At 35.8% G+C, this 25,127-nt stretch carries 28 protein-coding genes; 10 read left to right on the top strand and 18 right to left on the bottom strand.

Annotation, left to right across the window (positions count from 1 at the left end):
- The first annotated feature begins 54 nt into the window (after positions 1-54).
- Entirely contained in the window at positions 55-756 is a 702-nt protein-coding gene (locus ACPF63_RS03950) for an SH3 domain-containing protein (protein WP_426482051.1), read from the top strand.
- A 38-nt stretch (positions 757-794) separates the two neighbouring features.
- Entirely contained in the window at positions 795-1,610 is an 816-nt protein-coding gene (locus ACPF63_RS03945; protein WP_180564314.1) for a hypothetical protein, read from the top strand.
- 182 nt (positions 1,611-1,792) lie between these two features.
- Here ACPF63_RS03945 and ACPF63_RS03940 read toward each other — a convergent pair whose 3' ends face one another.
- On the bottom strand, positions 1,793-2,905 hold the full coding sequence (locus tag ACPF63_RS03940; RefSeq protein WP_426482050.1) for a 5-(carboxyamino)imidazole ribonucleotide synthase: 1,113 nt from the start codon (positions 2,903-2,905) through the stop codon (positions 1,793-1,795).
- A 25-nt stretch (positions 2,906-2,930) separates the two neighbouring features.
- Positions 2,931-3,482 carry a DUF1543 domain-containing protein gene (locus ACPF63_RS03935; RefSeq protein WP_426482049.1) on the bottom strand — a complete coding sequence of 184 codons (552 nt, stop codon included), beginning with the start codon at positions 3,480-3,482 and terminating at the stop codon, positions 2,931-2,933.
- Between the two features lie 97 nt (positions 3,483-3,579).
- Between ACPF63_RS03935 and ACPF63_RS03930 the strand changes: the two genes are divergently transcribed.
- Together ACPF63_RS03930 and ACPF63_RS03925 are read left to right on the top strand one after the other, a co-directional pair.
- Positions 3,580-4,410, top strand: coding sequence for a sulfite exporter TauE/SafE family protein (locus ACPF63_RS03930; protein ID WP_077418408.1), 831 nt, complete (start codon positions 3,580-3,582; stop codon positions 4,408-4,410).
- Positions 4,410-4,793, top strand: a complete 384-nt coding sequence (locus tag ACPF63_RS03925; protein ID WP_047378474.1) for a DUF1634 domain-containing protein — start codon at positions 4,410-4,412, stop codon at positions 4,791-4,793. Before ACPF63_RS03930 ends, ACPF63_RS03925 begins: the two co-directional genes overlap by 1 nt.
- A 3-nt stretch (positions 4,794-4,796) precedes the next feature.
- On the opposite strand, the gene gloA2 is transcribed toward ACPF63_RS03925, so the two are convergent.
- Positions 4,797-5,174, bottom strand: coding sequence for an SMU1112c/YaeR family gloxylase I-like metalloprotein (gloA2, locus tag ACPF63_RS03920; protein WP_426482048.1), 378 nt, complete (start codon positions 5,172-5,174; stop codon positions 4,797-4,799).
- Positions 5,175-5,208: 34 nt separating this feature from the next.
- The gene (locus ACPF63_RS03915; RefSeq protein ID WP_426482047.1) at positions 5,209-5,649 is read right to left on the bottom strand and encodes a nuclear transport factor 2 family protein; all 441 of its coding nucleotides are present in this window, start codon (positions 5,647-5,649) and stop codon (positions 5,209-5,211) included.
- Positions 5,650-5,758: 109 nt separating this feature from the next.
- On the opposite strand from ACPF63_RS03915, the gene ACPF63_RS03910 reads away from it, so the two are divergent.
- Positions 5,759-6,841, top strand: a complete 1,083-nt coding sequence (locus ACPF63_RS03910; protein WP_426482046.1) for an endonuclease/exonuclease/phosphatase family protein — start codon at positions 5,759-5,761, stop codon at positions 6,839-6,841.
- 41 nt (positions 6,842-6,882) lie between these two features.
- Here ACPF63_RS03910 and ACPF63_RS03905 read toward each other — a convergent pair whose 3' ends face one another.
- From ACPF63_RS03905 to ACPF63_RS03860, 10 genes are all read right to left on the bottom strand, one after another.
- On the bottom strand, positions 6,883-7,941 hold the full coding sequence (locus ACPF63_RS03905) for a diphosphomevalonate/mevalonate 3,5-bisphosphate decarboxylase family protein (protein ID WP_426482045.1): 1,059 nt from the start codon (positions 7,939-7,941) through the stop codon (positions 6,883-6,885).
- 21 nt (positions 7,942-7,962) lie between these two features.
- Positions 7,963-9,732 (bottom strand): AMP-dependent synthetase/ligase, encoded by a 1,770-nt coding sequence (locus ACPF63_RS03900; RefSeq protein WP_426482044.1) that lies wholly within the window; start codon positions 9,730-9,732, stop codon positions 7,963-7,965.
- On the bottom strand, positions 9,729-10,742 hold the full coding sequence (locus ACPF63_RS03895) for an NAD-dependent epimerase/dehydratase family protein (protein ID WP_426482043.1): 1,014 nt from the start codon (positions 10,740-10,742) through the stop codon (positions 9,729-9,731). The genes ACPF63_RS03900 and ACPF63_RS03895 overlap by 4 nt, the downstream gene beginning before the upstream one ends.
- Positions 10,743-11,001: 259 nt before the next feature.
- Positions 11,002-12,006, bottom strand: a complete 1,005-nt coding sequence (locus ACPF63_RS03890) for an MvdD family ATP-grasp ribosomal peptide maturase (protein WP_426482042.1) — start codon at positions 12,004-12,006, stop codon at positions 11,002-11,004.
- Positions 11,999-12,955 (bottom strand): MvdC family ATP-grasp ribosomal peptide maturase, encoded by a 957-nt coding sequence (locus ACPF63_RS03885; RefSeq protein ID WP_426482041.1) that lies wholly within the window; start codon positions 12,953-12,955, stop codon positions 11,999-12,001. Before ACPF63_RS03885 ends, ACPF63_RS03890 begins: the two co-directional genes overlap by 8 nt.
- A 74-nt stretch (positions 12,956-13,029) precedes the next feature.
- Positions 13,030-13,254, bottom strand: coding sequence for a microviridin/marinostatin family tricyclic proteinase inhibitor (locus ACPF63_RS03880; protein WP_426482040.1), 225 nt, complete (start codon positions 13,252-13,254; stop codon positions 13,030-13,032).
- A gap of 52 nt (positions 13,255-13,306) precedes the next feature.
- Entirely contained in the window at positions 13,307-13,543 is a 237-nt protein-coding gene (locus ACPF63_RS03875; RefSeq protein WP_077418390.1) for a microviridin/marinostatin family tricyclic proteinase inhibitor, read from the bottom strand.
- Positions 13,544-13,657: 114 nt separating this feature from the next.
- Entirely contained in the window at positions 13,658-14,437 is a 780-nt protein-coding gene (locus ACPF63_RS03870) for an alpha/beta fold hydrolase (protein WP_077418388.1), read from the bottom strand.
- Positions 14,438-14,580: 143 nt separating this feature from the next.
- Positions 14,581-15,300 (bottom strand): pyridoxine 5'-phosphate synthase, encoded by a 720-nt coding sequence (locus ACPF63_RS03865; RefSeq protein WP_426482039.1) that lies wholly within the window; start codon positions 15,298-15,300, stop codon positions 14,581-14,583.
- A 163-nt stretch (positions 15,301-15,463) separates the two neighbouring features.
- The gene (locus tag ACPF63_RS03860) at positions 15,464-16,732 is read right to left on the bottom strand and encodes a mechanosensitive ion channel family protein (protein ID WP_077418384.1); all 1,269 of its coding nucleotides are present in this window, start codon (positions 16,730-16,732) and stop codon (positions 15,464-15,466) included.
- A 272-nt stretch (positions 16,733-17,004) separates the two neighbouring features.
- On the opposite strand from ACPF63_RS03860, the gene ACPF63_RS03855 reads away from it, so the two are divergent.
- The 3 genes from ACPF63_RS03855 (at position 17,005) to ACPF63_RS03845 (ending at position 19,289) form a co-directional block, all read left to right on the top strand.
- Entirely contained in the window at positions 17,005-18,192 is a 1,188-nt protein-coding gene (locus ACPF63_RS03855) for a hypothetical protein (RefSeq protein WP_426482038.1), read from the top strand.
- Positions 18,193-18,270: 78 nt separating this feature from the next.
- Positions 18,271-18,762 carry a DUF456 domain-containing protein gene (locus tag ACPF63_RS03850; RefSeq protein WP_077418382.1) on the top strand — a complete coding sequence of 164 codons (492 nt, stop codon included), beginning with the start codon at positions 18,271-18,273 and terminating at the stop codon, positions 18,760-18,762.
- A 17-nt stretch (positions 18,763-18,779) separates the two neighbouring features.
- A complete protein-coding gene (locus ACPF63_RS03845; RefSeq protein WP_077418380.1) occupies positions 18,780-19,289 on the top strand; it encodes a hypothetical protein in 510 nt (169 codons plus the stop codon).
- On the opposite strand, the gene ACPF63_RS03840 is transcribed toward ACPF63_RS03845, so the two are convergent.
- The 4 genes from ACPF63_RS03840 to ACPF63_RS03825 are packed head-to-tail and all read right to left on the bottom strand — an operon-like array spanning position 19,276 to position 21,929.
- A complete protein-coding gene (locus tag ACPF63_RS03840) occupies positions 19,276-19,917 on the bottom strand; it encodes a uracil-DNA glycosylase (RefSeq protein WP_047378498.1) in 642 nt (213 codons plus the stop codon). The two genes, ACPF63_RS03845 and ACPF63_RS03840, sit on opposite strands and share 14 nt — an antisense overlap.
- Positions 19,918-19,953: 36 nt before the next feature.
- Positions 19,954-20,958: an acyltransferase family protein gene (locus tag ACPF63_RS03835; RefSeq protein ID WP_426482037.1), complete on the bottom strand. Its 1,005-nt coding sequence runs from the start codon at positions 20,956-20,958 to the stop codon at positions 19,954-19,956.
- Positions 20,959-21,008: 50 nt separating this feature from the next.
- Positions 21,009-21,527, bottom strand: coding sequence for a GNAT family N-acetyltransferase (locus tag ACPF63_RS03830; RefSeq protein WP_426482036.1), 519 nt, complete (start codon positions 21,525-21,527; stop codon positions 21,009-21,011).
- Positions 21,528-21,581: 54 nt separating this feature from the next.
- The gene (locus tag ACPF63_RS03825; RefSeq protein ID WP_426482035.1) at positions 21,582-21,929 is read right to left on the bottom strand and encodes a hypothetical protein; all 348 of its coding nucleotides are present in this window, start codon (positions 21,927-21,929) and stop codon (positions 21,582-21,584) included.
- A 256-nt stretch (positions 21,930-22,185) separates the two neighbouring features.
- On the opposite strand from ACPF63_RS03825, the gene ACPF63_RS03820 reads away from it, so the two are divergent.
- Positions 22,186-24,333 (top strand): endonuclease MutS2, encoded by a 2,148-nt coding sequence (locus tag ACPF63_RS03820; protein ID WP_426482034.1) that lies wholly within the window; start codon positions 22,186-22,188, stop codon positions 24,331-24,333.
- Between the two features lie 109 nt (positions 24,334-24,442).
- Complete coding sequence (locus ACPF63_RS03815) at positions 24,443-25,111, top strand: hypothetical protein (RefSeq protein WP_426482033.1); 669 nt, start codon at positions 24,443-24,445, stop codon at positions 25,109-25,111.
- Positions 25,112-25,127 lie beyond the last annotated feature (16 nt).

Genomic DNA, 25,127 nt, shown 5'->3' with positions numbered 1-25,127 from the left:
TTGATTGTAGATTCCATCACAACTATTATTTTAACAAAAAAAACATATAAACCATTGAAAGCAAACAAAGTATTCCTGTTAATAGCAATTCTAAGCATACAAATGTCTTTTGCTCAGTTTGCTAAAATTGTAGACAAAGATGGTTATGTAAATGTGAGGGAGAATGCAGATGCTAAAAGTAAGATTGTAGGAAAGGTCAATTCTGATGAAATTGTCTACGCTTATGAACCGGATGAGAAGAACAAAAACTGGCTGAATGTTTATTATAATGACAAAATAATAGGCTACATCCATAGTTCAAGAGTACAATTGATAGAATCTTACGAACCTGTTTCTCCTATAGTAAGGAATGAAAATAAAGCGGTTTTCAAATCTGGGAATATCAAGGTAGATATCATTTCAGGGAAGTTCAATTACAAGGAAAATAAAAAATTCTTTTCTTCATCTGATTATAACGGGCAAAAAATTGAGGATAAATATAAAGGGCAACCCATATGGGGAACAGACGGCACCATTCCTCAAACCTATTACCAATCTATTACGGTAAAGATTGGAGATAAAAAAGTTCAGATTCCTAACCGGGAGATTGAAAATCTCTTTAATCCTAACAATGAATTTACGGAATGTCATTTTGACCGTAAAAACGATACGTTATATATCACAGCTATTAATTCTGACGGAGCGGGAGGTTATGTTGCTCTTTTTAAAATTGTAAATGGAGAATATAAAGGAAAAATGATAACAATACCTTTTTAGAATCTAGCAATTTCGTATTTTGGCTCAAAAAATAACCTATGAGACCAACTATCGGATTATTATTCTTTTTAGTTTCAATGATTATCTCTGCACAAAGCCTTACTCTTTCTGATAAGGAACTCCGGCAGAAACTAGATTCCATCAAAGCAGAAGGAAACCTACTCTATTCATATGAAAGTGCATCATGGCATGCCGGAGATCTTGTAGGCAATAACAAAAATTTGGCTGAAAATACCGGAAGCTACATCACCTATCAAACCAACGATAATAATATAAAAACAGCTTTTCTTAATAAAAGCAGTAATCTGATCATCGCCGAATTTTCTTTTAAAAATAACCAAACAAAACCCATAGATGAAAGTTATAAGCAAAGAGAACTTAATGAAACTGAAAGCACATTAAAAAATATCCGATCAGCCATTATACCACAGTTATATGATCCAAAATATGAGGTAACGGTACCACAGGGATATAGTCTTAATATGATTATTATTCCGTTTAATGAAAACTATAAGGTATATTTAATACCAGGTACTGCACAGTCCGGAGTCATCCCCTTCGGAAATGATTATCTTTTTATTTCTGATAAAAAGGGTACTATTATTTCCAGTAAAAAATTTCATTCAAGGCTTATTCCGGCTTTTACGTCATTGGAAAACGGAGGTACTGTAACAATGGCTACCCACAGCCATTTAGTCACTAATCCTTTTATTTCTGCAACGGATATCTGTACTTTTAAACTCTATGCTCCGCTTACAAAACTGGAAGAATTTTCAGTTCTGTCAACAGCTTTAGGAAGCTATATCAAATACAATTATAAGAAAGACAGTATCGAGGTGGTTAAAAATCCTTGATAAATCAAAACAATTAAATCATCAATAGCATTAGATTTTAGGTTTTATGTTTTGGCTAAAGCCAATTGAATTTATAATCATTTTATAAACGGCTAAAGCCCGCTCCTATTGAATAGCCGTATAACAAAAAGGGAGTTGTTTAAAAATTTAAACAGCTCCCTTTTATATTTTTTTTAAATAGTTTACTCGGAAATTACTCGTACCATTCCCTTCACCATGACAAGCTTTTCCATAAGTTCTTCTCTGGAATCTGCAAGGACATTGATGTGTCCCATTTTTCTTCCTGGCTTGGTTTCGGTTTTCCCATATAAATGAATGTAGGTTTCAGGTAACTTAAGAACGTCTTCCATTCCGTCATAGACTACTTTTCCAGCGTATCCTTCTGCTCCAACAAGATTCAGCATTCCGCTGTAAGTGATAGCATCAGTATCGGCTAAAGGTAAGTTTTTCACCACTCGGTACATCTGCTCAAATTGAGAATTGGTATTTCCTTCCTGGCTCTGATGTCCTGAATTGTGCAGTCTCGGAGCGGTTTCATTCACCCATATTTTTCCTTCTTTGTCAAGAAATAATTCGATAGCAAACAATCCCGGAGAGTTCACCGCATTTAGAAATTTCTCTGTTATGGAATCAATCTGATTCTGAACATCTTCTGTTAAAAGAACCGGACATACATTGAAGTCTAATAGATTTAATTTGGGATCAGCAACCATTTCCGTCACCGGGAAAATATTGGTTTCTCCTTTTTCATTTCTTGCCACAATTACGGAAAGCTCTTTTTCAATATCTACCAGACTTTCAATGACAGAAGCTTCCGTCCATAAGTGTTGATAATCTTCTTCCGTTTTGATCACCTGTACTCCTTTTCCGTCATATCCGCCTGTATTCATTTTCTGAACAAACGGCAATGGCATAATGATTTTCTCATCACTATTCCAAACTACCTGAAATTCCGGGCTTGGGATATCATGGCTTTTATAAAATTCTTTCTGAAGGATCTTTTGCTGGATCGTTTTGATGATACTGGCATTAGGAACAACTTTTATTCCCTGCTTTTCAAGTTCTGCCAATGCATCAGCATTTACATGTTCTATTTCAATGGTTACAACATCCTTGTCTTTTCCGAAGTTCAGAACTGTATCATAGTCATTAAAATTTCCCTGTGTAAAATACGATATGTTATGACATGGCGCATCAGAAGCCGGATCCAGAGTATAAAACTCATCGTCATACTTCAGTGCACTTTGTATCAGCATTCTTCCCAGCTGTCCGCCTCCCAGAATTCCTATTTTCATTTTTTATTTTTATTAAATTTACTTCTTATTGAATTTTATCGATTTTTAAATACCCAAGTCCCATCGGGTTCTCCTGATTTTCTGCATCAGATTTTTTAAGAATGATAGTGTATTTTTCTTTCATATAGGCAGGAAGAATATCACTCACATTGAAAATATCATCAATATCCACTCCATGCTTATCATCAATATGGCTTACAGCTCCTTCAAAGCCCATTGTCTGATAAAACTCGGTAGCTTTTGCCCTTTTTACAATCTCTCCCATAGACTGTCCCACCATTAAATGTTGCTCATGGAATTCTTCAAAAACCCCCGGCTTATATCCTCCCAGATTGAGGAAAAATAATTGGTCTTCTGATGATTTCTCTCCCTTCTCTACAATTTCCACTTCATAGCCGTCAGCAAATTTGACTTCCTGATAACAATCCAGGTGAATTTTACCTTCTGCTTCCTTCCAAAACTCTTTCATATCCGGAATCAAATCTTTAAGATTCTCTGCTATTCCGAAGAAAACATCGTGCTGCTCAATATTTCTTCCTTTAGGAGTTGCCCCAAGGATAACATAAAATAATTTCATTACATTTTTCATGCATGCAAAAATACGTTAAATTTATCTTTTTCAAATGTTTGGCAGACTACTACAATAATTTTATATTTGTAACATTATTTGTAGTATGTCAGAAATCATCATACTCTTCCTTGGCGCAATTTCCGCTGGTCTTTTAGGTTCACTTACGGGTTTAGGAGGAGGAGTTATTATCATTCCTTTATTAACGCTGGGATTCGGCGTTCCAATGCATTATGCTATCGGTGCTTCACTTATTTCAGTGATTGGCACCTCTTCCGGCGCGGCCGTAGCGTTCGTCAAAGAAGGATTTACCAACATGAGAATCGGGATGTTTCTCGAAATTGCCACCACAGCAGGAGCTATTGCGGGTGCTCTGGTTTCCGGAATGCTTAACCCCAATACAATCGGAATTATTTTCGCAAGTATTCTTCTTTTAACGGTTATTTTAAATCTTAAAGGAAAGCCCGATCACCAGGAACCTCTGATCAAAGGAAGTCTTGAAGATAAACTGAAATTGTACGGAACATTCCCTGATAAAGGAATATTGAAAAACTATTCTGCAAGAAATACAGTTCCTGGATTTTTGATGATGATGTTTGCCGGTGCAATGTCTGGGTTATTAGGAATAGGTTCTGGTGCGCTGAAAGTATTGGCAATGGATAATATGATGAAACTGCCTTTCAAAGTATCTACAACGACCAGTAATTTTATGATCGGAGTAACGGCAGTAGCGAGTGCACTGATCTATTTCCAGAGAGGAGAAATTATTCCTGTCATTGTAGCTCCGGTATTGATAGGAGTTGTCATCGGAAGTTTTATTGGTTCAAAAACACTGATGGTATCAAAGACAAAAAAATTAAAGGTATTTTTTGCCATTGTGATTACCATTCTTTCGGTTTATATGATGTATAACGGTATCAACAAAAGCTTCAGATAATGAAAAAGAATTTTACAGATGTAGATCTGAACCGCTCCGTAGGAAACCTTCTGAGATTGGGTGTTATTCTTTCTGTGGCAACATCCCTGATTGGTTTTATCAAGTTATTTTTTGAGGGTTTCAAAATGCCCGAAAAATATACCAGCCTTGTGGTAGGTACTTCTTCAGAGAAAGTATGGGGACATTTCTGGAATTCCCTGTGTAAAGGAGAAGGAATGGCTATTATTCAGCTGGGAATTCTTCTGTTGATCTTCACCCCTTTAATGAGAATTGTTTTCGCTTTAATAGGCTATCTAAAAGAAAAAGACTACGTATATGTAGTCATTTCTTCTATTGTTTTAGCGATTATGGCAGTGAGTTTCTTTGCAGGCTATGCACACTAATTTTTACATTTCATAAAACTCTAACGGCAATTGGTCGGGATCCTGGGTAAAGAAAAATTCTTTTCCGGTGAATTCGTCTATACGGATTTCTTCGCAATCCAATCCCTTTCCTAGCAGTTCATTCCGTTTTTCCGAGACATTCTCAACAGAAAAAGCAAGATGTCTTAAACCGCATGCTTCAGGACGTGACGGACGTTGTGGAGTATTGGGAAAAGAAAACAGCTCAATCACATAATGATCTCCGATAGCGAGATCAAGTTTATAAGACTGTCTTTCCTCCCGATATACTTCCCTGATGATATTCAGGTTTAAAATTTCCGTATAAAACTTCTTTGAAACGGCATAATCTGAGCAGATGATTGCAATATGATGGATCTTCATTTTCTATTTTAAATTAATTTTCAATTGAACTTTATTATTGTATTTCTTTACAGTTGTCTTTTCTTCTTGTATCAATAATATACTGGATTTTCCATTCGTTATTCTGCTTTACCAGCTGAAAACTATTAGCCCCGCAATGAGATAATTTTCCCTTTAAGTAAAAAGAATAAGGCGTAAATACACTGGCCAGGTCTCCATCTGTATGAATGGCTTCTACTACAATCCTTTCATCCAGATCTCCTTTTGTAAATTTTGAAACCGAAGCAACAAAATCCGCTATGCTGTCACTTTTTACAGCACCATCCTTTGCGATCGTTTGAAAAACGGCATTTTCAGCAAAGGCCGATTTTACCAGTTCCGGATCTGCATTTTTCATACCAAGGAATAAGTTACGGATAGGTTTTTCAATATCTTTATTCTGCTGACCGAAACCCGAAATACTGATCAGAAGAAGAAATATAATTATTTTATTCATAGTATAGATTTAGATAATTAAAAATAGATAAAATAAAATTTAAATTGATTAACAAATTTTAAAATTCATTTTCCTTAAATTGTGGTCAAAATTATTTCAGAGCTTTTATATGTGGATTATTTATCTGACTTTGGCCATACTTCTGCTGGTCATGACCATACTGCCAAAAATTCAGCATTCACACTGGATATTCAGGATGCCAGAATTTGCTAAAATACAAATCACCTACCTTATATTTCTTACTTTTCTGTTAGGCCTTTTTACTGATTCTAATGGATATTTATGGTATTACCAGGGGCTTCTGCTGGTCTTATTTGTTCATCACAGCCATACCCTCATCAAATACACTCGTTTTTACCCAGTAAAAAAACACAGACAGCGTCACAAGTCTTCTGATAAACTGCATTTTATTTCTGCCAATGTTTATCAGTTCAATAAAGAATATGAGAAATTCACCGGACTTATTAAAAAACATAACCCCGATTTTTTCATGACTATGGAAAGCAATGGTGACTGGGAAAAGGCAATGAGATCTGTGGAAAAAGAATATTGCTACCAGCATAAAGTGACTCTTGAAAACACTTACGGCATGCATTTCTATTCCAGAATTGAAATCAAAGAAGCAAAGACCCATTATTTCGTAGCTGATGATATTCCGAGTATTGAAATCCATATGAAAACAGCTGATGGCTTTTCTTTTGTTTTCTTCGGGGTTCATCCTCCACCGCCGAGTCCTACGGAAGAAGAAACTTCAAAGGAAAGAGATGGCGATCTTCTAAGTACTGCCAAATGTGTAAAAGACATTAAAAAAGCTGTTATTGTAGTGGGAGATTTCAATAATGTTGCATGGTCAAGATCATCCGTACTTTTCAGAAAAACAAGTCATCTTATAGATCCGAGAATCGGGCATTCTTTTGTTTCTACCTTCCATGCGAAATACCGTCTTTTAAGATTTCCTATCGATCTGATGTTTCATAGTGAAGATATTTTTATTAAACAGCTGAAGACATTGGAAAATTTTGGTTCAGACCACCTTCCGGTATACTGTGAGTTTTTTATAGACCATCACAACGATGAACAGGAAGAATTGATTGAAACAGCGACTTCCGAAGAGAAAGCAGAGGCTGAAATTATCATAGAGGAAGGAAAAAAAGAAGACGGAGACCGGGAAACGGTGGTTACTGAGGATTAAAAAAGTGGGCTAAAGCCCACTTCTATTGAATATTTTTAATTTTAAAATCTCATCACATCCTTCACTACTCCATTTTTCTGTGTGTGCTGTAATAATTCAGCTTCAATAAAGGCTTTAATCTGTTCTTCAGTCCCATTATTTGGGAACAGAAGGTGAACATTAGCTCCAGCATCCAACGTAAAGAATAATGATAGGCCAGTTTCTCTTCTGAAATCCCAGATTTTGTTGATAACCGCCAAAGTACCTGTTTTCATGAGTATAAAAGCAGGATCACTCATCATCATCATCGCATGTAGCGTAAGTGCTTCATGTTCTACCAGCCTGATGAAACGTTCCATATCTCCCTTTTTCAGAATCTCTTTCATTGGAACAAAGTTTTCCCTTGCTTCCTGAAATCTTCTTTCCGCATAAGGATTGGTATTCATCAACCCGTGTCCCACTGTTGAGGAAACACTTTTCTGCCCTTCATGAATCAGTAAAACCCAGTCGTTAAAGTTTTTGAATACATCATGAATTTCAGCATCCGGATACTGTACCCCGAAAAGATCTGAGCTTCCTTCTACCTCATCAGTTTTTCCCCATACCACAAGTCCGTTATACAAACTTCGGCATGCACTTCCACTTCCTAATCTTGCTAAAAATGATGCCTTTCTCAAAGATTCTTCTCCAGAAGTTTTTCCTGTAAATGAAGTGTCCAATGCCATCAGACATTTTGCAATGGCTCCAAATCCTGAAGCTGAACTTGCAATTCCTGAACTGTGGGGAAATGTATTTTCTGTTCTGATGATATATTTTCCTTTTAAAATCCAGGGAAGATACTGTTCTATATTTTTAAAATATTTCTCAATTTTTTCGGCAAACTTCACTTCTTCATTTCCAGCCAGAAAGGTCTGTACCGAAAAAGCTCCATCCGCGATGAATTCCATTGAGGTATTGGTTTTACAATGGTTTAAGGTATAACTGATACTTGGATTGGCAGGAATCTGATCCGCATATTTTCCCCAGTATTTAATCAGGGCAATATTAGACGGGCAGCTTTCTGAAACCGTTTGTGTATGAATGGTAAAATTTTCTTTTCCTATAAAATCTTGTGTCGTCATAGTCTAATTTAACTGTACTGCTTAGTACATTTTCTCTATAATATCTGCGTATTTTTTGATCACTACATTTCTTTTGACTTTCAGTGTAGGAGTAATTTCTCCTGTATTGATATCAAATTCTGCCGGCATCAAAGTAAATTTCTTCACTTTTTCATAGTCCGCCAGGTGATTCTGTAATTCTTTTATTTTCTCTTTATAAAGGTTGATGATCTTTTCATCTTTTACAGCATCTTCCCAATTGGTGAAAGGAATACCATTCTTTTTAATATAATCCTGTAAAAATTCAAAATTTGGAACAATCAACGCTGAAACGAACTGTCTTCCTTCCGCAATCAGCATAATCTGCTGGATAAAATTATTGTTGGTCAGAAGATTTTCAATCTGTTGTGGAGCAATGTATTTTCCATTGGAAGTTTTCATCAGATCTTTGATTCTATCTGTGATAATAAGATTTCCTTTATCATCGAACTTTCCGGCATCACCGGTTTTGAACCATCCATCTTCTGTGAATACTTTCTGGGTTTCTTCAGGTTTATTATAATATCCTTTCATGATTCCGTTTCCTCTCGCCTGAATTTCATCGTTTTCCCCGATACGCATTACAACACCCGGTAAAGGCTTTCCGCTCGTACCATGTTCAAAATGTGTTAAAGGGAAAAGTGTCAATGTTGCAGTAGTCTCTGTCAATCCATAACCTACTGTCACGTGAATTCCCACTGAATCGAAGAAACGGGTAACTTCCGGTGACAATGAAGCTCCTCCACAAGGTAAGAACCAAAGTCTTCCACCCATTTTTTCTTTTATTTTACTGAAAACCAATCTGTCTGCGACAGCTTCTTTGAATTTTAATCCAAAAGGAATTGGTCTTTCATTTCTTCTCAATTCAGCAGTTTCCCATCCGGTTTTAAGAGCCCAGTCGAAGATTTTCTTCTTCAATGATGAACCTTCTTCTGCTTTTTCCAGAACTCCTGCATATACTTTCTGGAAAAACCTCGGTACCGCACACATGGCAGTAGGTTTTACTTCTTCCAGTGCTTTGGCTACATTTTTAGGATCTTCCAGGAAATACACACGAGCTCCGCCATATAAGCATAATAAGCTCCAGCTTCTTTCAAAAACGTGGCTTAATGGTAAGAATGCCAGCGAAAGTTCTTCCTCGAAGTTTTTAAACTTAAAAAATTCAAAATGAGAATCAAATGCTTTGATAAAATTTCCATGAGTAAGCATTACCCCTTTCGGAATTCCGGTAGTTCCGGAAGTATAGATCAATGTAGCAGTATCATCATTTTCCTTTTTGCATATCTCCAGTTCCGGAGAAGCTTTTGCAATAAAATCTTCAAGATAAAAACTATTGAATTCTTTCTTGATCCATACTGCTTTTTTAGAAACAATAATGGTTTCAAGATTGTTTTCTTCATTATGTAAAAACTCAAGACAGGCATCATACTGCATCTGATTTCCTACTAAAACAGCTTTAGCTCCGGAATCGTTAATGATATGTTCTGCCTGCTCCGCATTATTGGTTGAATAAATAGGTACCGTAACGGCGCCAATGGACATTGAAGCCAGATCAACGATCATCCATTCTGATGAGTTATCCGAATAAATAGCAACTCTGTCATTCTCCTGAACTCCAGCTTCCTTTAAAGCATTGGCTGTTTTAAAAATAACCTCACTGAATTTTTTCCAGCTCAGCTCTTTCCAGGCTCCATCTTTCTTTTTAAATCCGATGGCTGCTTTTATAGGATGTTTTTCTACATTTTTAAGGATAATTGCCTCTGCAAGATTCATTTCTTCAGCTTTTTGTCGTTAATATAATTATTCAGGTGAAAGTCTATACTTTCTTTTACAGGAATAAACTGATAGTTCAGTTTTTCTTTGACTTTGTGATTGGAAATGGTGTTGAATGAAGAAATGGCTTCAATATTTGATTTGGTAGCCATTTTCAGTTTGGGAATCAGCCATCCGAAAAGGATATTGGCTATTCTTCCGATATTTAATATGGATTGTGAAAGAATTCTGGCATCTTTAAGCCCCAGACGGGTTCTTACCTGTTTTGCCAGGTCGGCATATCTGTTATTTTCAGCAACAATGATAAAACGTTCTCCGAAAAGATTATTTTCCATGAGCCCGATTGCAGTATAGGCTACGTCTCTTACATCAACATAGGCAGAACCTCCTGAAAAAGTAAAACTGTTGTCTTCAAAGGTTGAGAAAAGTTCTCCACTGCTTTGATTCCAGTTTCCGCTTCCTACGATCATTCCCGGATTGATAATGACTACATTCAAGCCTTCTGCTGAAGCTCGCCATGCTTCCATCTCAGATAAATGTTTTGAAATAGCATAGGCAGAGTGTTCCAGTTTTGGATTAAAGTCAGAATCTTCGTCCAGTTCTCCTTTTTCATTAAAATTATCAAGAACGGCAACGGAACTCACATGAAGAAATTTTTTAACGTCTGATCCTTCACACGCAAACAGGAGATTTTCTGTACCTTTAATATTTGTACGGTACATTTCTTTTTCATCTTTGGGATGAAAGCTCACTTTTGCGGCACAATGATACACCTCATCCACACCTCGCAGTGCTGTTGTCAGAGAATTGAGATCATCAAAATCTACGTTTACCCATTCGATCTTGTTGAAAAAATCGTCGGGATTCTCTGTATAAAAGCTGTATGAATGCTTTACTTCGTTTAAATTGCTGCCCGGTCTTTTGGAAGCACGTACATTTTTACCCCTTTTAAGAAGTTCCAGTACAATTATTCTTCCCAGAATTCCGGTAGCACCCGTTACAAAAATCATTAATTATTTTACTTGATTACTGACTAAAATATAACAATATTTTCTATCCGGCAATTCTTCCGGATCCGGCAAAAATTCCTTAGAAAAACTGCTTCTGCAAATTTGCGATTTTTAAAGCATAATTCAACTTTATTTAACCAATATTATCACTCAGAAATCAACATACAGGAAAAATTTAAATCACAACAGGTTATTATATTTAAAAGTCCTGAAAGAATATACAACTTTCAGGACTTCTATGATTAAAAACACTTTGTTCTTAAGCCATTACCTCATTATTTCTCCTTGGAGCTTTGTCACACAGAACGTCTGCAATACTCTTGGAAATAAGGTTTCCTTCTGTAAGATTATCCAGCCAGAAGAATTCTCCTGCTGCATTGATCTCGATGAAATAATATTCGTCTTCAGGGGAAACAATCATGTCTATCGCTCCGTAATCTACGTTATAGATATCAAGAAGTTCAAGCAGTTTTGCTTCTACATCTCCCGGAAGTTCTGTTCTGTTCCATTTATCAATCAGATTAATTCCATCTTTTCTCCAGTCTACTTTGGCATCTTCAGATTGCTGGGAGTCTATTTCAAATGCATAAACATCTCTTCCCACAATGGTAATACGAAGTTCTTTTTTCTTTTGAATCATTTGCTGGAATTGCATAGGGCAGTACAATAATGAATCCAGTTCTTCCAGTTTATCTTCGCTGACAACGTTAGTAAACACTACATTTTCCACACCGTCTTCATAGATGGCAAAACCGGTTTGCATTTTCGCCACTACATTCTGATGTTTCAGAATAAATTTTCTGGCTTCATCAGGATTGTTGGTAAGACATGTAGCCGGAATGGTCAGCCCTAGTTTATCTGCAATTTTCAATTGCTCTTCTTTACTGTCGAGTCTTCTGTACACACTTGGTTTTCCTAAAGAATAAGCATCCACAGATTCAAAGAAACCGAAAAGTGTATTTCTGATTTCTCCCATTGCCGCACCGTAAAACTTAGAGTCCATTTCCTCTTTCAGTCCTTTTCCGATATTGTAAGCTCTTCTGTACCAGATGGCTGAAATATCATCCAAACGGTGTTTTGCATCTGGAGTTTCAAGAAAACTTATCCATTCTCCATCCTGAAAAATGGTAGACAGTTTGTTTTGTAAAGGATAGACGTCAACATCAAAACGAATGACTTCACAGTTATTTTTTTCAATGTATTCTGTTACTTTTTCAATAGAAAAATTATCTGCGGTATGAGTTATAATTAAAATTTTATTCATGGAAATTGATTCTGTTGATAAGATTATCGGCAATTCTTTCTGCAATGGGAAATCCCAGTTCTTTTTGCAGCATTCCCCACTCTCCCTGTGGATTAACTTCAAGGAAATAATATTCTCCATCTTTCCCTTTGATCATATCGATGGCTCCTATATAAAGTCCCATTTCATTCATCATGGAAGTGAGATTGGTTTTAATGAAATCCGGAAGTTCGTAAGCGGACCAGAAATAGCCTTCACGAGCTACCCTCCAATCTGCATTTTCACTGTTATTGATCTTTCCTGTAAAGAAATCACCGCCTACATAGACGATTCTCAATTCATAATCTTTGTCGATGTAGGGTTGAAAAATCATTGGACAGTAAGCAATGTCTGCAAGGTTTTCAAGTGATTCCTCTTCAATAATTGTAGTGGACATCATATTTTCTCCTGACATCGTTTTCGCTGTTACTCCATGAAGCTTGGCAATTGCTTTCCCCTGACAGTATTGATGGAAAAATGTTGTTATTTTCTCTTCATCATTGGAAAATATAGTTTTGGGAATGGTTAAGCTATTTCTTTCTGCAATTTTCAGCTGAAATATCTTATTCCCATCTACTTTTTTTTCATTTTCATAAGGGTTGATCCAGGGAATATGCTCTAAGGCAGTGATCAAATTGTAACGCAGGCTTCCATATTCGTTCAGGAAAATTCGTTCATAGTCCTTATCCAATTCTTCAGGAGCACTGATTCTCCATGCTTTCCTGTGCCATACTCCTTTGATCGCATCAGAATGAATAGTATTTCCATACTCATCAGTCAATTCAAATGAATTTTCATGAATGCTGATTTTCTGAAGGTGATTCAATCGGTCAGAATTCAGTCTGAAATAAGGGACATTTTTGGAGGCCAGGTATTCGAAAAAGATATCGATATTATAAAAATCCTGTGAATGGGTGATGCAGAGAATCATTTGCCGGTTTTTATTAAAAAGGGAAACTTAATGTTTAAGTTTCCCCTACTATTTTATTAAATATTCTACTGATTTTATAGTGGAATAGTGATTACATCATCATCACCGTCAGATGGATATTTCAGCGTGTGCATCATATCATCTTTCGGAGAAGTTACAACGTCTATTGCCGGTTTTGTAATAACGTCTCTTTCAGGAATTGACATATCAGTTCCTCCTTTTACTGTCTCAGGATCTTTAACCTGTTTTTCTAAGAATGATGCGAAAAAAGGCTTCTTCTTTGAGTTTTTGTTTTTCATAATGTTTAGTTTTAGTTTGATATATAATTTAGCTTAAGCTGTATGTATATTCTTACACATCTAAAACATCATCATCCCCGTCAGAAGGATATTTCATCGTTACATTATCATTATCAGGCTTAGTAACATTATCCTTAAGAGGTGTAGTGATCTGGTCCTGAAGGGATGTAGTAATCTGATCTACCAATACAGAAGTAATACCTCCTCCTTTTACTGTTTCAGGATCTTTAACCTGTTTTTCTAAGAATGACGCAAAAAATGGCTTCTTTTTTGAATTTTTGTTTTCCATAAGTTAATATTTTTATTGTTTTGGAAATCCAAAATACAAAAAATTCAAATCATGGAGAAATAATATTGGTTTTTAATAAAAATTTAACACAATATAAAAAATCAAAGAATAAAATTAATTCAATTCAAGAAACTCCTTAACAACGTTTGCGAAATCAACCGGATTCTCTGCCTGTACCCAGTGTCCGGCATTTTTCACTGTAACTACCTTAGCTTTAGGAAATTGCTGTCTGATCCCAAATTCATCCTGAGGCAGGATATAATTGGACTTTTCGCCCGCAATAAAGAGTGAGTCACCTTCAAAAACACCGAATTTAACAGCATTGGAAACAAATTCGTTATATTTTTCAGATAATGTTTTAAGATTGAATCTCCAGCCCAGCTTTTTATTTTCATCCCAATACAGGTTTTTCGTCAAAAACTGTATGGTAGATTTTTCTGGAATATATTGGTTCAGAACTGCTTCTACATCATTTCTTGAACCTACGGTATTGAAATCAACAGTTTCAAGCGCTTTGATAATTCCCTGGTGGTGTGGCGGATATGCTTTAGGTGAAATATCAACAACAATCAGTTTTTCAACACGTTCAGGATATTTTATAGCAAACTGCATCACTGCTTTACCTCCTAGAGAGTGTCCTAAAACATGAGCTTTCTGAATTCCATAATGATCCATATAGTGTGCAATATCATCTGCCAGATCGTCATGAGACATACTTTCTGAATGAAAGCTTCTTCCGTGGTTTCTAAGGTCAATAAGATGTACGGGTAGATATTCTCCCAGATCTTTTCCGAAACTTCCCCAGTTGTCAAGCATTCCAAATAATCCGTGAAATACAAGAAGCGGCGTATGAGTTGAATTTTCGCCGAATATTTTTGAATTTAAAATTTCCATATTGTATTAGAAGTTAGATGTAAGAAATCAAAAGTCAGATAATAAGTCCCTGTAGCATTTTGCATTATAAACCTGCAAAACACATGAGAGCCAAAAACGAAGTTTTATCAACCTCTAATCTCTAACTTCCGGTTTCTTAATTATTACCATTTTGCCAGTCTCTTCAGATAAGCCTGAACTGTATTTTCCAATCCCATATAAAGTGCTTCTGAAACCAAAGCATGTCCGATAGATACTTCCAACAGGTTTGGAATGGTGGCTGCAAAGTATTTCAGGTTTTCTAAGCTTAGATCATGACCTGCATTGATTCCCAATCCAAAATTGGTAGCTTCAACCGCTGTGTCATAATAAGGTTTTATAGCCTGTTCTTTATTGGTCAGATAATTTTTTGCGTAAGCTTCGGTATACAGTTCTATTCTGTCTGCGCCTGTTTTAGCGGCATATTCTACCAACTCCGGCAAAGGATCAAGGAAAACAGAAGTACGAATCCCTGATTTTTTAAACTCTGCAATAATCTCTGTAAGGAAATCAAGATGTTTTTTAGTATCCCAGCCTGCATTAGATGTAATTGCATCATCAGCATCCGGCACTAAAGTTACCTGCTCCGGCTTCACTTCCAATACCATATCAATAAAACTCTGATGTGGATTTCCTTCAATATTAAACTCAGTCGTAACTAACGGTTTCAGATCATAGACATCTTTTTTTGTGATATGCCTTTCATCAGGTCTTGGGTGGATGGTAATTCCCTGTCCTCCGAATTCCTGAATTTTTACAGCAGCTTCTGTAACACTTGGGGTTTCACCTCCTCTTGCATTTCTTAACGTCGCAATTTTATTAATGTTTACGCTTAGTTTTGTCATTTTTTATTTTAGATGTTAGATATAAGATGTTAGAAGCAGGAAGCATGGGGCTGGAAGTAAATCCAGACTTTGTACTTCTATTGGTCTTCCACATTTATGATCATTTAAAAATTTAATTTAAAATTTGTTTAAAAGGTTCTGAAACTTCCGTCTTCCAGCTCTTTTACACTTTTACACTTACCTGCATCACCTGAAGTTCAAATTCTTTTGAAGCGACTAATAAGTGATCAAAAATATCGGCCTGAATCTGTTCAAAACGTTCCCATTGAGAGTCACTGGCAAAACAATACACTTCAAGGGGCAGCCCTTGCGGGGTAATCTCTAGCTGACGTACCATTCGGGTTCCATTTTTGTCTACATCCGGATCATTTTCAATATATTTCTGTGCATAATATCTGAAAACACCGATATTGGTAAGCTGCCTTCCATTCACAATTTTATCTCTATGTTCAAGGCTTTCTTTTTCTTTTTTGATCTCCGAAGTCCTTTCTTCCAGATAATCTGAAATCAGGTTAATCTCCTTTAGGCGCTCAACATCTTCATCAGTCAGAAACTTAAAAGAATTGATGTTGAAGTAAATGGATTTTTTTATTCTCCGGGTATTAGATTCAGACATCACCTGCATATTCTTGATCTCAGTGGTCATCAAATCATAAGTAGGAATAGTGGAAACCGTTTTATCAAAATTGGTGATCTTAGTCGTTAAAAGATTTATTTCCGTAATATTCCCTTCAATAGTATATTTTGGAATGCTTACCCAGTCTCCTACTTTTAAATTTTTAGAAGTGGCAACGTGAAGTCCTGTTACAAATCCTAATATTGTATCTCTGAAAACCAGTACAAGCACTGCTGTAATCGCCCCAAGACTTCCTACGATTGTGGTTCCTTTGATCCCAAAAATCACACAAAACCCTACTACGGTAAATATAAAAAGTCCTAAAATCTTTACAGTTTCTGAAATGGCATTAAGCGCCATAATCTTGTAGAAATCCTGTTTGATGCTGAAATAGTTTCTGAAAGCCGTCAGTGATCTGTAAAGCATTCCTGCTAACATTAATACCAATCCCAGATTGATACATCTTATGATAAAAATGGTTGTCTTCGGCAGCGCATTTTCCGGAAATATGGATCCCTGGATGCCAGCTACAGCAATCAGAGCAGCAAAATGAGCTACAGAGTTGGTGATTTTGGCCTGATAAATAGATTTTAAGATGGGAAATTTCTGTTCATTATGAAATAACCTGAATACAAAATTGATGATGAACTTAAAAACAAAATCAGTAATTAAAAACAGGACAACAAGTAAGCTCAGTTTTACAATAATATGGAAAACCCAGTCCAACCCGGAAGGTGATATCTGGGTAATATAAAGGTAAAGCTGTTCGCTCAGCTCCTGTATAAAGTTTTTAGTTTCTTGTAACTGGTCATTCATTACAGCAAATTTATGAAATTAAGAATCATCATTTTACTATTCATAATCAATTTTCATCCCAAAAGTTATTCATCAGAAGATATTTGATAAAAATATTTTTTGAGCAAAAATGGAAAATATCAAATCCTCTACAACCCCTGATTATAAATGAAAATTTAACTATAAAAACCAATATAAAGTAAATAATATTAAAAATAATTGCAATTTTAACGTTTTAATATTAAAAAATTATTAAATTTGATTAAAACTAACCACATAAAAATCAATTAAATATGAAACAAAATTACTTGTTGATCATGCTATGCAGCCTTTTGCTCCTAGCTAATTGTAAAGGAGACGACTCTGTTACTCCTGAAGAAAATCCTACTAAAGTAGTTTCCACCGGAAAAATAGAAGGCAAAGTATTTGCTAAAAACGGAACCAAACCCGTTGGAGGGGCTCTTGTATTTACTACTGACGGCCAGAGCAATATTTACCATACCTATTCCAGTTCTGATGGCAGCTTCAGTTTAACAGCTCCTGAAGGCAATACAACACTTCACATTCAGACGGGTGATGGTAAAAATTTCAGATCCGAGATTCCGGTTACTATTAAAAAGAATGAAACAGTGACTGTAGCAGCAACGGATTCAAAGCTGGATCAAATCGCAAAAATGGCTTATATAAAAGGAAGTTATGATGAAATTGAAGCTATTATAACTTCTCTTGGGTACACTGCAACTGAGATTACGTATCAGGATTTAAAAAATATCAATACTATTTCCCAGTATGATATTATCTTCCTGAACTGCGGATCCCGTACTTATGCCCAAACAGGAACTTCAATGCCAAGCAACGATGCCAATGTATACTCCAATCTATCTACTTTTGTAAGTAATGGCGGAAGTCTTTACAGTTCAGACTGGGCTTCAGCTTATCTGGTAGGAGGAAACACAAATACTGAAAACTGTAATGCTCCCGGCGGTTTCATCAATGATAACCTTCTTTGCCTGAAAGATATTGGTTCAGCCACCAATTATATAGGCTGTAGTGTTTCAAATACTGCGTTAGCAACTGCGTTAGGATTTAATACATTGGATATTCAATATGATATGGGTTCGTGGGAAAAAATTCAGAATTATGATCCTGCATTCTGGGATGTTCTGGTACAGAAAGGTAACGAGCCTCTTATGATCAGAACAGGACATTATACCAATCCCTCCGCTCCACAGACCCCTGTAGGAAGTTCTTTAAACAATAATCACATTACCATTTGTCATCACACAGCAAGTGGAAACAATATTACGATCACCATCAATCAGAATGCATGGAATGCCCACCAGGCACATGGAGATACAATGGGTCCATGTACCGGAAATTCCAATAGCGGAAATATCTACTATACCACATTTCATAACCACGCCAGTGGAAATATCGGTAAAGCAGGACCGATTCTGGAATACGTAATCTTAAATTTGTAATAAAATTTTATAACTCAGTTCTCAAAGTGGTCTTTTATAAGGCCACTTTTTTTATATTGCATCTATATTTTAAAAAGAATGGATACGACAATTATTAATATATTCTGCCTTATTCTCCTGTTTGTAGGGATATTGGGAACTTTTCTTCCTGTTTTGCCGGGGCTTTTGCTGAGCATCTGCGGGCTTCTGATCTATAAATTCGGGACGGATGCGGATCTTCCTATGATCTATATCTGGGCATTCGGAATTCTTACAGCAGCATCTGTAGTGTTAAGTTATGTCATTCCTGCAAAAACCAACAGAAAATATGGAGGTACACGCTGGGGAAGCATCGGGTCTGTAATAGGAACTATTGTTGGTATATTTATTCCGATTCCCCTGGGTTTCCTGATAGGAATGTTTGCAGGGGTATTTATTGGTGAATTACTTCATGACAGTAAGGATATGAATAAAGCCTTACAATCTACCAAAGGAGCACTGATTGGATTCATTTACGGAACCGGATTCAGTTTTGTGGTAGGAGTGGCAATGTTTTTGGTAGTACTTCTTAATATGTTTAACGTTATTTAATTAAAATATAAGAAACTATGTTCCATAAAATTATCATACTCAGCCTGGGAATTTTCGCATTAACAGGATGCGATGCCCAAAAGAAATCTAAGATTAACACAAAAACTACTGAAATGCCTGCAGGTACTAAAACAACAAGCACTAATAGTCAGAAAGATGGTGTTATATACCTGAATGAAGGAGAAAATAAGTTTTTAAAAGAATACCAGATGAATGTGACATTCAAAGGGGTTTCTGAAGACAGCCGTTGTCCTGAAGGAGTCAATTGTATCTGGGCCGGAGCCGCTCTTGCTCAGGTGGAAGTAATGGGAACTTCTACACGACCTATGATTCTGAATCTCGCAAGCATAGATTATCCGGGAAGGAATTACCGCCAGTCGGCAGAATTCAATGGGTATACCATTACCTTACAAGATGTTGCTCCATATCCAAAACAACAGGACGGAACAAAAGCATTAGCCGGAAAATATAAAATCGGAATTACAATAAAAAAGGCAGATCAATCAACAGATTCTACCACGAAATAGGCTTCTTGCCTTTGGAAACAAGATACTCATTAATTTTTGAGAAAGGCTTACTCCCAAAAAAACCTCTGTATACAGAAAATGGTGAAGGGTGCGCCGATTTCAGAATAAAATGCTTAGCCGGATCTATAAGTTCGGCTTTTTTTTGTGCAAAAGCACCCCATAAAACAAATACTACATTCTCTTTTTTATCTGAAATTTCTTTAATGATAAAATTGGTGAATTTTTCCCAACCCAGATCTTTATGGGAATTGGGTGAATGAGCGCGAACCGTTAACGTAGCATTCAGCAGCAAAACACCTTGTCTTCCCCAGTCATCCAATTCTTTGGAAGTTCTCACCACTCCTAAATCATCTTTTAACTCAATAAAAATATTTTTAAGTGATGGCGGTGCAGTAACCTGTTCAGAAACAGAAAAACACAAACCATTGGCCTGAAAATCATTATGGTAAGGGTCCTGACCAATAATAACGACCTCAACATCATCAAAAGCCGTCAGCTCCAGTGCTCTGAAAATCTGATTTTTCGGTGGAAAAACTTTAGTTGTTGCATATTCATTCTTTACTTTCTCCCAAAGGGTTGTAAAGTATTCTGTACTCTTTATAGGGGCTAAAATTTCTGTCCACGTCATACTGCAAAAATAATAATATTAAAATAAGAGCCTGCATTATACTTTAAATATCTTCAGTTTTCTTTCGATCAGCATATAAGAAACATAGGATAATAACAACGAAAAAGAGATCAATAACAGATTATTAAGATGATAAGAATGCACAATAACGAAATCCTGCTTCTTCACAATATAATGGATAATATATAGCGAATAAGAAATATTCCCCAGGAAATACACTGCCTTGGTTTCTAAAAATGTTTTTAAATAGTTTTGCTTTCCTTCATACAGATATTTTATCATAAATGCTGATAATAAAGGAATAAATAACAATCCTTTTTCAATAAACAACATAGATACAAACAGTAAGAAAATGATATAAATAACGAGGGTATCCTTCTTCATTTTAAATAGTGGTAAAAGAGCAGCCCCAATTCCAAGAAAATAAGAAGATACTGTTCTCAGAAGCGAAACAAAACCATAAGGAAGATCAAGATATCTTGGTGATTCGCCTACTTCCATGGGATATTCAGAACCTATATACAAATGGTCGGGGAAATAAGGAAGCATAAATCTCAAAACCAAACTTGAAATAATTAAAACTTCGCTTCGTATCTTATAATGCAGGACAAACCATAATATAAACGGAAAAATCAAATAACAAACCCACTCGGTACTTAGCGACCAATAGACAACATTCAGCAGGTAATCAGGATTAAAAAAGCATTGTAATAAGGTCGCATTAATCAGAAGCCCTGCTATAGAAGTCTTCATTAAAAACAATGCAATAAAAACAACCGATACAATGTATACAGGATAAATTCTATTGATTCGTTTTTTATAAAAAATTTCTATTGTTTTATAATTAAGTTCTTTAAATTTTCCAGAATAAGAAACAGTCAATAAAAAAGCACTCAATACAAAAAATATATCCACGGCCACATACCCCTTCCCTACTATATCCTGAATGAATTCATTCCTAAAAAAACTAAAATGAAAAAAAGCTACCCATAATGCAACAACCCCTCTAAGCCCCGTTAAAGATTTTATTTCATTTTTCATATATAATTTCAATCGGCGATAAAGATAGAAAAAACCTGTTAGATTTTATATTATTCATTACCGGACGGTCTTTTTAAACTAAAAATAATGTTATCCGGAAAGCCTTCATCTTTCTTTCCCTCTAACAAAATAAAGTCATGTTTTACAAGAAGTCCTTTTGAGTTTTCATTAATTTTATTGGTAATCGCTACAATTTCCTGTAAATGCAATTCGTTAAACCCAAAATCTAAAACTGCTTTCAATGTTTCAGACATTATTCCCTGTCTGTGATATTCTGGCAATAATTCATAACCAACTTCTGCTGTTTTCCGGTCTGCAGAAAAATTCCAAAGACAGATTGTTCCGATAAGATTCAACTGATCTTTTAAAGAAATTCCCCAATACACGGTTTGATTATTCTGAACTCTTTCCTTAATCGTTAAAATAAACTGAAGGGCATCATAATTTGTCTTCGGTGAAACCCTTTTCACAAATTTATTGACCTCCGGATTGCTTCGGATTTTTAAAATATCTTCGGTATGCTGTTCATTGATACCGTTTAAAATCAACCTTGAGGTTTCTAGTTTCATTGTTCAGATAGGATAAGTGGTTGTAAATAAAATTTTATGTTTACTAAAGCTATTTCAGATATCTCTTAATGCTAAGGTTTCTGAGAATCCGCTTTCATCAGCGTCCAGATTCATAAATAAATACACCCCGTATTTTACAGTATAGCTTTTTTCGTAAATAACAATTGATTCTGTTTTATCCTGATCACTTTTTTTGTGTTCTTTTTTACGGACATCATTATTTTTATTGCTATGGCCAGCCATTTTTTTACGGTCCTTATTTTTTAAGCTTTTCACCGGAAGTTTTTTACCAGCGGTCTTTTGGGGAGTTCTGCTAATGGATTTCTTTTCATTTTTCTGAATCTGGGCCTGAGCCTGAATACCTGCCAAAAGAAAAAGAAGGGCAAGCAGTAAATTTTTCATAGCTATAGTTATTAGTGCAATAAATATAAGCCTTAACCATTATACATTCAAACTTTTTCTCTTTCAAAAAAGAATTATTCTGTTTTTTCAATCATACGGATCACTTACTTTATGTATCAAGGTATTTAGATCCATCGGTAAAACCTCAAAACTTTTATCATTTTAAGGGTTCAAAAAAACATCAGATTTAAAGTTAATTTATTCTGTAAATCTCTCGGATATACGTAATAATCAAAATTCTCACTAAATTTGCAGTGTGTATATAGATAAAGAAGATTTAGACGAATTAGAGTTTCCGCAATTGCTCGCGGAAATCTCCCCATTTGCGTATTCTCCGAAAACAAGAGAAAAAATTCTTCAACTTCGCCCAATGGAAATAGACGAGGCGGAACTTTCGTTAAAAAAAACGTCAGAATATCTGTCGAGTTTTGAAAGTTCAAATGCGATTCCGTTTGATGAATATGAAGATATTGAAAGTGAGCTGAAACTGATGCTGATTGAGAATTACCGACTGGAAAATGCTGCTTTCATCAAAATAAAAACCATCACGGAACAAATCGGGAAACTGCAGAAGTTCTTTCCTACCATGCCCGAAACATTTCCTACTTTATTACAAGAAGTTTCTGTACTGGAATTCAGAAAAGAGATCATTGATAAAGTAGATAAGGTTTTCAACCGTTTTGGTGAAGTAAAAAATGAAGCTTCTCCCGCCTTAAAAGGCATAAGAACTGAAATTCAGCTTGCTAAAAAAGCAATTCAGGAAAATTTCAACCGTGCACTCACCACCTATGGACAGAGTGACTTTTTGGATGATATCCGGGAAACAATTATTGATGACCAAAGGGTTCTGGCTGTAAAATCAGGATTCAAAAAAAGAGTGGCCGGAAGAACGTTGGGAATTTCCAAAACAGGTTCCATTACTTACATTCAGCCGGACAGTGTTGTAAAACATTACTTCAAGCTTCGTGAAAGTGAAGAAGAAGAGAAAAAAGAAATTGACAAAGTTCTCCGACAGCTTACCACAGAACTGGCAGAGTTTCAACCTCAGCTATGGAGATATCAGGTTTATATTTTTGATCTGGATCTTACAAGAGCGAAAGCTAAATTTGCTGATTTAGTGAATGGAATTCTTCCAAAGATCAACCGTCATAAGACATTGAAACTTAAAGACGCTTACCATCCATTGCTATGGTTGAGAAATAAAGTAGAGAATAAAACGATTCATCCCCAGACTCTTGCTTTAACAGAACATAACAGAATCATCTGTATTTCCGGGCCTAATGCCGGTGGAAAATCAATTACTCTGAAAACGGTAGGGCTATTACAGCTGATGATTCAGAGTGGTATTCTGGTTCCTGTTCATCCCAAATCTGAAATGTTTTTCTTTGAGAAGATCATGACCGATATTGGTGATAATCAATCCATTGAAAACCACCTGTCGACTTATTCATCCAGATTGAAGAAAATGTCCGGAATCATCCGTGAGGCAGATGCCAATACGCTTCTATTGATTGATGAATTTGGTACCGGTTCTGATCCTGAACTTGGAGGTGCGCTGGCAGAAAGTTTTATGGAGTTTTTCTACGACAAAAAGAGTTTTGCCATTATTACAACGCACTACACCAATATTAAACTGGTGATAGAACAGCTTCCTAATGCCCAGAACGCAGCAATGCTTTTCAATGAAGAAACGCTGGAGCCGATGTATAAACTGGAAGTAGGCCAGGCAGGAAGTTCATTTACTTTTGAAGTTGCAGAAAAAAATAAAATTCCAAGATTTATTATCCATTCTGCCAAGAAAAAGGTAGAGCATGATATTGTTAACCTTGATAAGACTATTGTAAAGCTGCAGCAGGAGAAATTTGAAGTTGAAAAGCTGAAATCTGATCTTGCAGAAAGAAAAGAATCTGTAGAAGATAAGCGTGACAATCTTCAGAAACTGAATGATCAGCTTCAGCAGAAACTTTTCAATTTCCAGAAATTATATGAGGAGGAACACCGCAAGCTTCAGTTCGGGAATAAGATTGAAACATTCATCGACAGTTATACAAAGGGAAAATCCAGAAAGGATGTTGTAAAAGACTTTGTAAAGCTTCTTGAACAGGAAAAATTCAGGAAATTAGGCCATGACAAAGATGAAATAAAACGCCTGCAGGTTGTTAAGAGAAAAATTACTCAACAGCTGAAAAAGGAGGAAGTCATTGAAAAAATTGCAGAAACCAATGAAAAACTGGAAGAACAGCGTAAAAGCGACCGTGCTCTTTGGATGAAGATCGGACAGCGTGTTCGTATTACAGGAAGTACCAGTGTAGGAACTATCGAAAAGATTTCCCGAAACAAAGTGATTGTTAATTACGGAACTTTCAAAACAACAATTAATGCGGATGAACTTGAGAGAATCTAATTAATCCGAAAATTAAGTAAATGCAAATAACAAGGGAGAGTGCCAGAAGGTGCTCTCCCTTTTCTATTTAATCCTAAATTTTTTCTATTTTTATATAAAACTATAATTTATGAAACCATTAAAAGCACTTTCAGACCTTTTACCAATACCCAGTTATACGGTTATTATTTTATGTTTTTTCTTTCCGTTTTTCCTGATAAAATGTGGAGATACAACATTAATGTCTGTCAAAGGAACTGATCTTATAACAGGAGTTTCCAAAAAGGCTATCAATGAGCGAATGAAGGAAAGCCTCAAAAAAAGCTCACCTTTTGGCGCCGCACTTGGAAATGATAAAGCAGAAGCAGATACATCTTCAGACACAGATATTGAATATTCGCCTCTGAACGAACCCAAGAATAAAAAAGACAAGCAAAATATTCCTCCTAACCCATTGATCATCATTGCATTTTTGGCTGCTATTGCAGGAATTCTTGTTCAGGTGATGAAGAATGTCAGAAAGAAATATCTGTATCATATTATTCTTTCTATTATAGGACTCGCCTCTTTACTTATTTTTTATCTGACATTTCAATCTAATATGGAAGGATTTGGAAATAATAAAATAGCGATGGGATTTGGAAGTGATATTTCGATCAGCTATGGTTTCGGGACTGCGTTTTATCTATGTTCCGTTTTATATCTTTTCGTTCTTTTATTCTATGGGATCTTTTCTTACTTTCTGAAAAATAATCCCCAAGCTATTTATGGTTCTACACAACAAAATACAGAATCTTAAAAACTATATTGCAGAT

The sequence above is a fragment of the Chryseobacterium sp. R2ACT005 genome, from assembly GCF_049949215.1.
Lineage (GTDB): Bacteria > Bacteroidota > Bacteroidia > Flavobacteriales > Weeksellaceae > Chryseobacterium.
The sequence above is the reverse complement of the archived record's forward strand: the minus strand, read 5'-3'. Positions and strand labels throughout refer to the sequence as shown.